Origin of the sequence: Paenibacillus turicensis, from assembly GCF_017873435.1 — a bacterium.
Lineage (GTDB): Bacteria > Bacillota > Bacilli > Paenibacillales > Paenibacillaceae > Fontibacillus > Fontibacillus turicensis.
In genome coordinates this window covers 1-13,744 of the sequence record NZ_JAGGKG010000014.1, presented here as the reverse complement: position 1 = coordinate 13,744, position 13,744 = coordinate 1, and the positions used below count along the sequence as shown (strand labels likewise).

Annotated in this window: 10 protein-coding genes; 7 read left to right on the top strand and 3 right to left on the bottom strand. The window is 38.9% G+C overall.

The window, feature by feature from the left end; genetic code table 11:
• The first annotated feature begins 23 nt into the window (after positions 1-23).
• On the top strand, positions 24-1,196 hold the full coding sequence (locus J2Z32_RS14240) for a glycoside hydrolase family 88 protein (protein ID WP_210089956.1): 1,173 nt from the start codon (positions 24-26) through the stop codon (positions 1,194-1,196).
• Entirely contained in the window at positions 1,189-3,129 is a 1,941-nt protein-coding gene (locus tag J2Z32_RS14235) for a DUF2264 domain-containing protein (RefSeq protein WP_210089852.1), read from the top strand. Before J2Z32_RS14240 ends, J2Z32_RS14235 begins: the two co-directional genes overlap by 8 nt.
• A gap of 133 nt (positions 3,130-3,262) precedes the next feature.
• Here J2Z32_RS14235 and J2Z32_RS14230 read toward each other — a convergent pair whose 3' ends face one another.
• A complete protein-coding gene (locus J2Z32_RS14230) occupies positions 3,263-4,045 on the bottom strand; it encodes a DeoR/GlpR family DNA-binding transcription regulator (RefSeq protein WP_210089851.1) in 783 nt (260 codons plus the stop codon).
• A gap of 276 nt (positions 4,046-4,321) precedes the next feature.
• Here J2Z32_RS14230 and J2Z32_RS14225 point away from each other — a divergent pair, with 276 nt between their 5' ends.
• Positions 4,322-5,344, top strand: a complete 1,023-nt coding sequence (locus J2Z32_RS14225; RefSeq protein ID WP_210089850.1) for a LacI family DNA-binding transcriptional regulator — start codon at positions 4,322-4,324, stop codon at positions 5,342-5,344.
• A gap of 71 nt (positions 5,345-5,415) precedes the next feature.
• Positions 5,416-6,222: an MBL fold metallo-hydrolase gene (locus tag J2Z32_RS14220; RefSeq protein ID WP_210089849.1), complete on the top strand. Its 807-nt coding sequence runs from the start codon at positions 5,416-5,418 to the stop codon at positions 6,220-6,222.
• Between the two features lie 130 nt (positions 6,223-6,352).
• Here the strand turns inward: J2Z32_RS14220 and J2Z32_RS14215 are convergent, their stop codons facing one another.
• Positions 6,353-7,303, bottom strand: coding sequence for a sugar kinase (locus tag J2Z32_RS14215; RefSeq protein ID WP_210089848.1), 951 nt, complete (start codon positions 7,301-7,303; stop codon positions 6,353-6,355).
• A 215-nt stretch (positions 7,304-7,518) separates the two neighbouring features.
• Here J2Z32_RS14215 and J2Z32_RS14210 point away from each other — a divergent pair, with 215 nt between their 5' ends.
• On the top strand, positions 7,519-8,160 hold the full coding sequence (locus J2Z32_RS14210; protein ID WP_210089847.1) for a bifunctional 4-hydroxy-2-oxoglutarate aldolase/2-dehydro-3-deoxy-phosphogluconate aldolase: 642 nt from the start codon (positions 7,519-7,521) through the stop codon (positions 8,158-8,160).
• 10 nt (positions 8,161-8,170) lie between these two features.
• Here the strand turns inward: J2Z32_RS14210 and J2Z32_RS14205 are convergent, their stop codons facing one another.
• On the bottom strand, positions 8,171-8,956 hold the full coding sequence (locus J2Z32_RS14205; RefSeq protein ID WP_210089846.1) for a YheC/YheD family protein: 786 nt from the start codon (positions 8,954-8,956) through the stop codon (positions 8,171-8,173).
• A 457-nt stretch (positions 8,957-9,413) separates the two neighbouring features.
• On the opposite strand from J2Z32_RS14205, the gene gyrA reads away from it, so the two are divergent.
• Both gyrA and J2Z32_RS14195 read left to right on the top strand, forming a co-directional pair.
• A complete protein-coding gene (gene gyrA, locus J2Z32_RS14200; protein WP_210089845.1) occupies positions 9,414-11,969 on the top strand; it encodes a DNA gyrase subunit A in 2,556 nt (851 codons plus the stop codon).
• Between the two features lie 241 nt (positions 11,970-12,210).
• Positions 12,211-13,299, top strand: coding sequence for an HD-GYP domain-containing protein (locus tag J2Z32_RS14195; protein WP_210089844.1), 1,089 nt, complete (start codon positions 12,211-12,213; stop codon positions 13,297-13,299).
• Positions 13,300-13,744: the final 445 nt, after the last annotated feature.

Sequence of the window (13,744 nt, the reverse complement as noted above, 5' to 3'; positions counted from 1 at the left end):
AATGATTTGTAAAGGTAGGGATCATATTGACTGACCTCAGATTAGATTGGGTTCCTAAAGCGTGGGAGCTTGCCTTTCAAAAAACGATCCAAAATGCCAAGCGTATCGGTGCTAGATTTCCACATGCAAGTCAAGAGGGTATGTATACTTTAGAGGCTCCTTCATGGTGGACGGCAGGGTTTTGGCCTGGGATGTTGTGGCTGTTATCCGATCATCAAGATGGTGATGGAGATCAATTACAAGAGATTGCAAAGCAATGTGAAAAGGAACTCGATAAAGTGTTAGATGGTTACGATAAGCTTGATCATGATCTCGGGTTTATGTGGATTTTAACAAGTGTTGCCTCGTTTAAGCGTACAGGGGATTTACAATCCAAACGTAGAGCATTAAAGGCGGCAAACTATTTGGCAGCACGTTTTAATATAAAAGGCAATTATATTCGCGCATGGAATCCTTGGTATGAAGGAAATGAAAATGCAGGTTGGGCGATTATTGATTGCTGTATGAATGTCCCACTCTTATTTTGGGCAAGTGAAGCTACAAATGATCCAAGATATCGCCATATTGCTGAGGCTCATATGAATACGGTTGTAGAGCATTTCATCCGTCCCGATGGCTCCGTCAACCATGTTGTCGTGTTTGATCCTGAAACTGGCGAGAAGTTAGAGGTGTTAGGGGGGCAAGGTTATGGCCCTGAGTCTGCTTGGTCTAGAGGTAGTGCATGGGCAATTTATGGCTTGGCGTTAGCCTTTCAGCATACAGGTAAGCAAATTTATTTAGATAAAGCAAAGCAAGCTGCACATTACTTTTTGTCCCAATTGCCAGAGGATTATGTTCCTTGCTTTGATTTTCGTGTACCTGAAGATTTGAGATGGCTCAAGGATACGTCAGCAGCTTCTTGTGCGGCAAGTGGCTTAATATTGCTAAGTCAATTAGTGAATCCGTTGGAGTCTTTCAGTTATTGGCAATCTGGCGTTGCAATTACTGAATCCTTATATGCTCATTATGGCTCTTGGCATTTACCTCAGGAGGAAGGCCTTCTACTTCATGGCACTAGTCATTATCCTGAAAATCGAAATATTGATGTACCCTTAATATATGGTGATTACTTTTATGTGGAGACACTCTATCGATTACATCATGATTATCCAGTGATCTTTTGGGAGAAAACGGTCAGGGGGGATCAAGATGAGTAATTACTTAGCTGAGCTTAAAAATAATCCTTTAGTTGACAAGCAAGACATCATGAAAGCGATTACGCAATTAATCACGCCGCTGCAACCGTATTATTCTGCTGGAAAAGCAAGATTAGAGTTAGGTGTGACTGGTGTTGGTTATGGCTCCAACATAGCTGGGATTGAAGGCTTTTCTAGAGTTATGTGGGGACTTGTTCCTTTACTTGCAGGTGGAGCAGATACTAATCATCCATTATGGGAAACAACCTTACAAGGCATCATTAATGGTACGAATCCAACACATGAGGAATATTTCGGGGAAGTGAGCGATTATGATCAGAGGCTGGTTGAGATGGCGGTGTTTGGTTTTGCCCTTGCGCTCATACCTGAAGCGATCTGGGAGCCTCTAACACAGGAGCAACAACAAAATTTATATCATTGGCTTAATCAAATTAATTCACATCCTTGTTATGACTGCAACTGGTTATTTTTTAATGTGCTTGTGAACATCGGCTTTTCTAAGCGAGGGTTGCCTTATGATCAAAGTCAGTTACATCGTAATTTGGAGCGGCTAGACGACTTTTATTTGGGTGATGGCTGGTATAGTGATGGACCCGAAGGTCATAGCGATTATTATGTTCCGTTTGCGATCCAATATTATGCCCTCTTATATGCCAAGCTGATGGGGAAGGAGGATCCAGAGCGAGCAGGAAGATGGAAGGCGCGGGCGGCTGAGTTTGCCCAGCAGTTCATTTGTTGGTTTACACCACAAGGAGAAGCTTTACCTTATGGTCGTAGCTTGAGTTACCGCTTTTCACAATCTGCTTTTTGGAGTGCCCTTGCATTTGCAGAGGTAGAGGTTTTAGAGGTTTTGCCTTGGGGTGCTGTAAAAGGGATTGTGTTGCGTAATTTACGTTGGTGGTTCCAGCAGCCTATTTTTGATCATCAAGGTATTTTGACTGTAGGGTATCGTTATCCGAATTTAGTTATGGCGGAAAATTATAACTCGCCTGGCTCTCCATATTGGGCATTAAAAACTTTTTTAATTGCAGCGTTGCCCGCTTCCCATCACTTTTGGCAAGCAGAGGAGTTACCTTTACCCCCATCACAACCTTATGCTGTACAGCAGCAACCACACCTTGTGTTATGTTCCGATCCAGCTACAGGGCATGTGGTGGCATTTAATAGTGGGCATCACGCTACGAATGAGCATACACATACTTCAGCTAAATACGAAAAATTTGTCTATTCTACTGCATTTGGCTTTAGTGTTCCACGTGGAGAATGGGGGTTGGCTCAAGGTGCGTATGATGGGATGTTAGCTTTGTCTGAGCAAGGTGAGCGACTATATCGGGTACGAAGAAAAAATGAGCAATCGATGATTAAAGATAATATTTTATATTCAAAATGGCAACCTTGGCGTAATGTTGAAATACAGACATGGGTGATCGCGGGTTTACCTTGTCATATTCGAATTCATCGTATTGAGAATGAGCGGAGTCTAGATGTAGCTGAGGGAGGATATGCTTTTCCGATTGAGCAGCCCTTTGAGACAACAAACATAGTAGGAGGCAAAGAAGCTATCGCTCACTGTTTAGCTGTGCCAATGCTATCTCATTTGCATGAGAAAGATATCCATATGCTTGTAGTATCAAGTGCTTCAGGAAGTAGTGGTGTATTAAATTTACTGGGATATGACTCTACTGAACTGATAGATGCACAAGCAAATACGAATTTGCTCCATCCAAGAACCGTAATCCCTACGTTAACAGCGACACTTGATCCAGGAATACACTGGTTAGCTTCAGCGATCGTTGGAGATAGTCGAAATTGTAGTCAAAGCGAGGACATTTGGAGTAGCTACAATCAGTTAAATCAGTTAAATGTCATCATCAACGATAAACATATTAAGATTGAGACACATGAAGGTGAGAAATACAAGATTGAGCTTTAGAATGGGTTATAGATTTAGGTTGAATTGAGGCTCTATTTAAAAATAAGAGGGGAAATTAAAGCCTGATGCTATAGCATTTAAAATAAACAAGGTCTAATTGCTCAGGCTTTAATTTAAGTTTGGTAGGGCTAAATTAAGATTTTAAATTCAAATTCGTCTTTAAGCCAATCTCTAGCTTTGTTCCTGTTTTTATAAAGAGTTCAGCATTTTCAGCAGTTAAACCCCCATCGGTTAAAATAAGATCAATTTGATCCAATGCAGCAAACGTCCGTAGTGCAGTAGAGCCGAATTTATGATGATCAATGACTGTATATACTTGTCTAGCGGTTGTTATGAGTGCTTGTTTATAAGGAATAAGATCGCCAGTGTATATGGACAGGCCATGCTCAGGGTGAATTGCTGTTGCAGATATAAATGTCTTTTGAATATTAAGATTATGAATGTAGGTTACCGCTTCAGGGCCGATTAACATGTTACGTACACGAGAACCGCCTGGTACAACGAGCCGAATTTGATCCTTTTGTGCTAATTGGCTTATAATATGAACATCATTGGTGATTACGGTTAATTCAATATTATCGAGCAGCTTGGCAATCTCAAGTGTTGTACTTCCACCGTCAAGCGCGATAATATCATGAGGATGAATGTGAGCTAATGCCATTTGGGCAATCTCTACTTTTTCTTCTAAAAATTTTGGCTTGGATTCGTGGGTTGGCAAAATACCGAGTTGATTGCTTTGGGCTAACACCGCGCCACCATGCACACGATGAATTAAGCCTTGCTCCTCAAGCTTCGTCAAATCTTCTCGAATTGTTTTTCCTGTAACTTGGAGCTTTTTACTTAATTCTGCCACAGTGACATCACGCTGATGAAGCATGACCTCCATGATTTTTTCATAACGTCGAATAGGATTCATTTTTCTCACCCTCATCTTTATAGTTCAATCAGTATTTCACTTCCAGAGACACATTGTAGCTTTATTGTATCCTTTATAACCTAATTAGGTCTATATTATAAATGTTTTTTTTGTATTATTTATGTTTGTATACATTCATTTTAGTTCACATATGTACTTTTGTACTTATAATTGTATGCTGATAGGATGACTTTTAAGATGGCTTTGCAGATCGCCTTTTGTCATTAGACGGTCTATAATAAATAACATATTTTGCTGATAGATCGGAGTAATTTGATGAAGAAGTTAACAATAGCAGATGTTGCCAGAGAAGCAGGGGTTTCTAAAAGTACCGTCTCTCAGTTTTTGAACAAACGTTATCACTACATGAGTGAAGCAACAAAGCAGAAAATTAGTGAGGTCATAGAGCGATTGGAATATCAACCAAGTGGCTTAGCTCGTGGCTTAGGACTAAGGGAAAATAGAACATATATGGTCGGCATTATTGTTGCTAATCTGAATTACACCTTGTCTATTTCCTGTATACGGGCGATCGAAAATGAACTTCAGAGCTATGGAATCGCCGTTATTATTTGTAATGCCGATGAAAGCCCTGAGAAGGAACAAAAGTATATTGAAATGCTAAAGGCAAGACAAGTGGATGGATTAATTATTTTTCCTACCAGTAAATCACCTACGATGTATACGAAGCTAATCGAACAAGGTTATCCCGTTGTATTTTTGGATCGGTTAGTGGATGGGATTGCAATGCACAGCTTACTTATGGACAATGAGATGGCTTGTAAAATTGCAATTCAGGAATTTGTTCAGCATGGGCACCAAAAAATAGCCTTCTTATCGCTCCCTATTGGTAAGGATGGCATCACTCCACGTAAGGAAAGATTAAGTGGGTTTAAACGAGCAATGGAAAATGAAGGCCTTGCTGTACATTTAGATTACATTCGGGATGCTGCAAAAGAGGAATTAGGGAATACACTCGCACAGCTGATTTCTTTGTCCACGCCACCTACCGCAATATTAGCGAGTAACGATATTGTGCTTGCAGAAATATTGAAATATGTAAATGTTCATCATCTTCGTATCCCCCAAGATATTTCGGTAATTGGGATCGACCATGGTGACTTTGCCCAAATCTATAACCCTTGTATTACTACTGTCTGTCAGCCTGCTTATGAGATGGGGGTGAAGGCAGCACAAATTATCGTGTCTTGTATTGAGCAAGGGCAATCTGTACCCATTACGTATCGTTTTCCACCTCAGCTCATAAAGGGACAATCTGTTTTACGCATCGAAAATTAAACGACATTGGCAATTGAACTGAGAGCTAAAACTTCAAATTATTGCCTGAGAAATAATAGGGGGACTTTCTAATGACTCAACTAGAATTTATAAAAGACGATTGGTTTACAGTTCAACAAATTGATCACTCTACTTATGCGATTAGTGAATATGGACACTGGGAGAAGGTACATTCGTTTTTATTGATTGGACACAAAAAGGCTGCCTTGATTGATACAGGACTTGGGATCGATAATATTAAAAGAATAGTAGATCAACTAACAGATTTGCCTATCGTTGTGATTACAACGCATGTACATTGGGATCACTTTGGGAGCCATGGGCAATTTGATGAGATTTATGTGCATGAAGCAGAGGTTAATTGGCTGTTGGAGGGAATGCCAGGCTTACCGTTGGCACAAATTAGAAAAGACATTGGCAGGGATATTACTAAACCTACGCCAGAAACGTTTGACTCCGCTACCTTTGTTCCTTATCGGGGGAATCCAGAGCATATCCATACTTTAAAGGATGGTGACAGGATTGAGCTAGGGGAACGTGAATTAATTATTTATCATACCCCAGGTCACTCACCAGGACATATTAGCATCTACGATAAGCATACTCAGTATTTATTTACGGGCGATTTGTTATATGTAGGTACACCAATCTATGCTTTTTATCCGACAACGGATCCAAAGCGACTAGTAGACTCTTTAGAAAAAATATGTTCAATCTCTGAACAAGTATCTATCGTTTTTGGCTCTCATAATGAGGTTGGAATCGATGTGAGTATTTTTGATGATGTTAGAGAGGCTGTTCGTGATTTGAGGAAAAGAGAGGTTGTTCAGCAGGGGACAGGCCTACATCATTATGGACGTATTTCCTTTCAATTTTAGGGGCGGGGCGCATGTATAGTGTGTGGTACTTTTAAAAATTTAAAGGCCGATCAGATCTTCTTACTTTTGTAGTAAGGCTCTAATCGGCTTTTTTATTTTATTCTATATAATACGATATTGGACCCGTAACTTATATCTTCATAAATCCTTCTAGTTTAGCTCGATCTGGCAACCCATCCATATCTCCAGGCGACATGACGGCTAAAGCACCAATGGCATTCCCTCTTTTTACGGCTTCAGGAAGCGTAAGTCCTTCTAACAAGCCACTGATTACACCAACTGCAAAACCATCTCCTGCACCTACTGTATCAATAACCTGCTCTACTTTAAAGCCATTAACGATACCTTGACTTTCTTTTGTTTTATAATAAGCACCTTCTGGACCAAGCTTAATGACAACAATCGAAGGTCCTCGCTCTAAATAAAAGTCTGCAATCGCTTCAGGCGTATCGTATCCAGTAAGTCTTTTACCTTCTCCTAACCCTGGTAAAAACCAATCACTCAGAATCGCTAACTTATTTACGCCTTCAATCATCGTTTTTTCATCTTTCCATAACACAGGACGCAAATTGGGATCAAAGGAAACTGTTTTACCTTGACGCTTCATATGCTCCATCGCAAAGGTTGCAAATTCAAAGCATTCGTCAGATAAGGCAGCAGAGATGCTAGTTGCATGTAAATGTCTAGCTGATTCGAAATAACTATGATCAAAGTCGCTCAAATTCAGCGTAGAAGCCGCAGCGAATTTTCGGAAATATTCAACCTTAGGGTCACCAGAGGCAACCTTTGATTTAATTAGCATGCCTGTTGGTCGTTCATCACTGGTCGAAATAGAACTGATATCTACACCTTCATGCTGAAGCGTAGCTTTAATAAATGATGCAAAGCTATCATTACCTAGCTTAGCGACTAATCCTGTACGATGGCTTAACCGAGATAAGCCAATCGCTACATTGCTTTCAGCCCCTGCTAATGCTTTAGAAAAAGAATTAATTTGATCAAGTTCGCCAATTTCATTCGCATAAAACATAACTAGAGGCTCCCCAAAAGTAACAACGTCTAACTTGTTCTGTTTTGTCATCACATTTCTTTCCTCCTTGATTAAGTCGATTCAGATGAAATATACATAATTAATTTGAACTTAACACATAAACCGGTTTATTACAATAAATTAATAAACATATTGACTTGTTGTCATGGCAACATTAGTATTTTATATATAAATGTTATTAGTAGTTTACTAAACTTTTTTAATTAAATATTTTAAATATATTTTTTAAAAGGAGCCTGCTCAGAATGCAAAAGTTAAATGTGTTGCGGAAAGTTACGTCTAATGGTGTTGTTGCGGTAATCCGAGGAAATACGGCTCAGGAAGCTATTTTAATGTCAGAAGCTTGTATCAAAGGTGGCTTGTACAATATTGAAGTTGCGTTTACAACCCCAAAGGCGGATCAAGTTATTGCAGAATTAACAGAGAAATATAAAGAAACTGCTGTCATTGGTGCTGGCACTGTACTTGAGCCTATCACTGCACGTATCGCGATACTGGCTGGAGCTGAGTTTGTTGTTAGCCCTACGTTTGATGAAGAAACAGCAAAAATATGTAATTTGTATGGTGTCTCTTATATGCCTGGTTGTCTAACCATAAACGAGATGAAGGAAGCCTTGAAATACGGGGTAGATATATTAAAATTATTCCCTGGAAGTGCATTTGGCCCTGACTTTATTAAAGCTGTGAAAGGACCGTTGCCCCACGTTAACATTATGCCTACTGGTGGTGTAGACTTGAACAACATGGAGCAGTGGATTTCTAACGGGGCAATTGCAGTAGGAATTGGTGGCAACTTAACTGCACCAGCTAAAGAAGGGCGTTATGATCTCATTACTGAGTTGGCACGTCAATATGTGGAGAAATTTAAACAGCTCACGAATAAGTAAGGTTCAGGTTTTAGCTTTTACTAGCACTCTTATATCTTCCATAAGCTACAGCATATTTGCGAATCTTTTTATAAATATTTTTGTCCTTTAGTTGCTTAAATGGGAAAAGGGCGGGCAGTGTATTTACTTCTAAAATCCATGGATGAAAATCCTCGTCGATCGCAATATCGATACCGATTTCTTTTAGTCTTGGGAATTTACGATTAAGCTGCTCCCCAACACCCACACCTAATATTTTCAATTCTTTATATAGTTTTATATATTGATTAGGCGTTAAATGCGCTTTTAATAGTTCTTCAATCGTTTTTGTAGTCCCACCACCATGATAATTTGTTATTATTTTTTGCGGGGCAGCCACTCTTCCTATAAAACCTGTAGATTCCCAGTTTTTCTGGGGATTTTTTTGTACAAGAATACGAACATCAAACTTACGACGCTCATACGTCAACATTGTAATCCCTTTTTGAATTAGAAAAAATTTGTTTGCGATCTTCTCAGAAATGACGGCATGTGTTTCCTCTAAAGATGGAAAAATAGTAGTTTGTATGCCATGTCTAAATTTATATTGTATAGCGAGCTCATCATTTTCTTCTACTTGGTGCACTTCAACGCTCATCACACCATTCCCATAGGTACCATGATCTGGCTTGATAAATACCACCTTATGCTCTAGAAGCATATCCTCTAGCTGCTGTAAATTATATCGTCGTGTATCTGGTATATAAGGGACAAGGTCATCATTTTGCTTCAGTACTTTTGTTTTTTCCCATTTACTCGCAATTCTTTGAATAGCCAATGAGGTTTCCATCCTTTCCTAATATGAATTTGAACAGTTTCTACTTGAAAAACATAGGACAGAAGAGATTAACAATGATATAATTATAAGATATGGTGATTTGCCTACTTTTTTGGTGATTAACGCAAATGCCTATAATTGCAGTGTATGAGGAGAAAGCAAAATAGGAATGGACACATCCCCATTTTTGCTACATTAATTGGAGAAGAGTAACCACATTACGTTTAATTGTGCTTGATTTGTGAAAGTAATATAATAAAAGGTGGAGTTTTATTCTTAACCATAAAGATTATCATCTTTTATTTCTCCATACATAACCTGACAATTATAAATTGCGTAGCTTCAGTGTGTGTTTTTTATGAGAGTCAATGAATGTTATTTCAATAAAAACTAATGCAAGTTAGTGAAATAGATTCAAGTCAGTTTTTATGAAACATATTTGAAGGAGGTTCGAAGCATGGCGGAAGAAAAGAACCCGCAAATCATAGATCGAGATATTGGTGAGGAAATGCGCGAATCCTTTATGGATTATGCAATGAGTATTATTGTTAGTCGCGCTTTGCCAGATGTCAGAGACGGGATGAAGCCAGTGCATCGTCGCATTATGTTTGCGATGTCAGAGCTAGGGATGTATCCAGACAAGCCGTACAAGAAATCGGCTAGAATCGTTGGTGAGGTTATCGGTAAGTATCACCCACACGGTGATAGCGCCGTATATGAAACGATGGTTCGTATGGCACAGGATTTCTCAATGCGTAATATGCTTATAGACGGTCATGGTAACTTTGGTTCGATTGATGGTGATGGTGCAGCGGCAATGCGGTATACCGAAGCAAGACTTTCTAAGATTGCGATGGAAATGTTGCGCGACATCAACAAGGAAACAGTTGACTTTGAACCCAACTATGATGGCGAAGAAAAAGAACCCATGGTATTACCTTCAAGATTTCCAAACTTGCTTGTAAATGGTGTTTCTGGTATCGCCGTAGGGATGGCAACTAACATTCCTCCACACAATCTTGGTGAAGTGATTAGAGGGGTACAAGCTTTAATTGAAAATCCAGACATTACTTCCTTAGAATTGATGGATTATATTCAAGGTCCTGACTTCCCAACCTCTGGATTTATTATTGGGCGTTCAGGTATTCGTCAAGCATATACAACAGGCCGCGGTTCTGTAACTATGCGTGCTAGAGCCGTTATTGAAGAAAACAATAACAAAGCACGGATTATCGTTAATGAAATTCCGTACCAAGTAAATAAAGCTAGATTGGTTGAGAAAATTGCTGAACTAGTACGTGAGAAAAGAATTGAGGGCATTACGGATCTACGTGATGAATCTGACCGTAATGGTATGCGTATCGTGATTGAACTCCGACGCGACGTGAATCCTAACGTTGTGCTTAATAATTTGTACAAGCATACTGCAATGCAAACTACGTTTGGTGTAAACATGCTGGCGATTGTAAATAAAAAGCCGCAAATCTTAACACTAAGAGATGCACTATATTATTACTTACAACACCAGATTGAAGTCATTAGACGTCGTACTGAATATGATCTTAAGAAGGCAGAGGCAAGAGCTCATATTCTCGAAGGCTTACGGATTGCACTTGATAATCTCGATGAGGTTATCGCACTTATTCGTGCCTCACAGACGGCAGAGATTGCTCGTAATGGCTTAATTGAACGATTTGCTTTATCTTTTGAACAAGCACAAGCTATTTTGGATATGCGTCTACAACGCTTAACCGGCTTGGAACGTGAAAAAATTGAAGCAGAATATAATGAATTGATGCAAAAAATAGCTGAGTATCGTGAAATTTTAGCTAATGAGCATCTTGTATTGAATATTATTAGTGAAGAGCTACAAGAAATTAGTGATCGTTATGCAGATGATCGCCGTACAGAAATTATCGCGGGCGAAGATAGCATTTTAGATGAGGATTTAATCCCTCAAGAGGAAGTTGTTATCACAATTACCCATACGGGATATATCAAACGCTTGCCTGTAACGACATACCGCAGTCAAAAACGTGGTGGCCGTGGTGTGGTAGGTATGGATACCAAAGATAATGACTTTGTAGAGCATCTATTTGTAACGAACTCTCACCATTATCTTATGTTCTTTACTGACCGTGGTAAGGCTTACCGTCTTAAAGCGTATGAAATTCCTGAGCTTGGACGTACCGCACGAGGGACTCCAATTATTAATTTGATTCAAATTGAGCAAGGGGAAACGGTAAATGCTGTCATTCCTGTTGAGCGCTTTGATGAGGATAAATATTTGTTCTTTGCTACACGTCAAGGCGTTGTTAAGAAAACACCAATCGAGGACTACATTAATATTCGCAAAGGTGGATTAATTGCAGTTAACCTTCGTGAAGACGATATTTTAATTGATGTTAAGCTGACAGATGGTAACCAAGAATTAATTATGGGTACTTCCCAAGGCTTGTCGATTCGATTCCCTGAAAGTGATGTGCGTTCTATGGGTAGAGCGGCGACGGGAGTGAAGGGGATTACGCTGAGTGGCGATGATTCAGTCATTTCTATGGATATCGTTCAACCAGATCAAGACATTTTGATCGTTACAAGTAAAGGTTATGGTAAACGTACGCCTGTATCCGACTATCGTATTCAAAGCCGCGGTGGTAAAGGGATTAAAACTATTAATGTAACGGACAAAAATGGTTCAGTTGTGAGTCTGAAGGTTGTTAAAGATGATGAAGACTTAATGATTATTACAAGCAGTGGCACCTTGATTCGGATGAGCATGGAGGGAATCTCCACAATGGGTCGTTATACTCAAGGGGTTAAGCTTATTAATATTCGTGAGGATGATTCTGTGGGTACGGTGTGCCGTTCTGACAAAACAGAAGAAACCGAAGAGTTGGATGACGAAAGTATTGAAGCAGATGGTAACACTGTTGTCACCGAGGGTAATGTATCTAGCGATGCAACAGAGGTAAACGATGTAAGCTCTGACGAGGGTACTGACGAGATAGAGTAATCTAAGTAACCTACTCCTCTACTATGAGGAACACAAATGAATTAATAATTGAAGCGACTGACAAGAGATTTTCTCTTAGTTAGTCGCTTTTTTTGAATCATTAGAGTTTATTTCTAATATAGTTAAGCTAATTTGTTCTTAAATTAATAATTAAAGTGACGAATACTTCTTAAAGCCTGTAAAATATGATATAAAGTGAATCGAGTATACAAAATTCAATTTATTGAAGGAGCGCCACATTATGATTACATTGTCATTAGCTGAATTAAAGCCGGGAATGAAAACATATAATCATGTCCATACTTCCCTTGGGGGATTACTTCTTCAAAAAGGTAAAGTGTTGTTGCCAAGAGATTTGGATATACTGAGAGCCTTTTTAATTCATGCTGTTGATATTGATGATGGTAAAGATGAAGTAGTTAATAGTGTTGCGATTCGGTCAGGTAAAAATCCAGTTAGTTCAGTACAAAGTAGTTCTGAAGCGCTGGATGTTCCACTTGTGTTTCAGCAGGAGTATGATAGAATGTTGCATTTAACCAAAAGTGCGTTTCAATCTGTATTTGCCGCAGAGTTACCTATATATGAGCTTCGCCATCAGTTAGAAACCTTAATCAAGCATATTAAGCATTATCATATTCTTACCTTTACCCCACGAAACATGAATGAGTATGACTACCAATATCATAACGCGATTCTTTCAGGACTAACCTCTTACACTTTAGCTCAGTGGTGTGGTCTGCCACAAAAAGATTGGATGCAGGTTGCTTTTGCTGGATTGCTTCATGATATCGGAAATACAAAGGTAGATCCTACTATTTTATACAAACCAGGTCCTCTTCAGCTTGAGGAAATTGAAGAAATGAAGATGCATACCACTTATGGTTATCAGCAGCTACGTAAAACAACGGCAATTAATGAAGGAGTTAGACTAACCGCGCTACAGCATCATGAGAAGTTAGATGGTTCTGGATATCCCTTCAGATTGACAGGTGAGAAAATTCATATTTATGCTAAAATTGTCGCGGTAGCTGATATTTTTCATGCTATGACACTACAACGCAGATATCGTGATGCTAAATCACCGTACTTAGTGTTGGAGGAAATAAAGTCAGAAGCATTTGGTAAGCTTGATCCTAGTATCGTTCAGACATTCATCGACAAAGTTACACAATTTCATAATGGAATGAAGGTTCGTTTGAGTAATGATAGCCTAGGAGAGATTATATTTACAGATCGTGATCATCCAACCCGCCCTATGGTCTCAGTTGGAGGTAACATTGTAAATCTTGTTGTGCAAAAAGGGCTATATATAAAAGAAGTCATATCGTAACTCAAAATTGAATAATATTGCTAGCTTCCTTACACGTTAGTACTTACTAATAATACTAATAATAAATAATCTCTTAATATGTTGCTTTTTGTGGAATTATCGTATATAATAAAGCTTACTGTTGAACATTGCTTTTACATTCAGTAAAAAAGTTTTTTAAAAAAGGCTTGCATTATTCAACAGGAAGTGATATATTATAAGAGTTGCTGCTGAGAACGCAGTTAACACTGAAACAAAGCTTTTAAGTAAGCAAATCAACAAAAAGCAACAAAGTTGATCTTTGAAAACTAAACAACGAGTGAGTGAATTTCACGAAAGTGAAATTCAAAAATAAGTAGATTAATTTCAATGAATTAATCTCGTCAGATTCAAAATGAGCTTATCGCTCTTTTCAATAACTTTATTGGAGAGTTTGATCCTGGCTCAGGACGAACGCTGGCGGCGT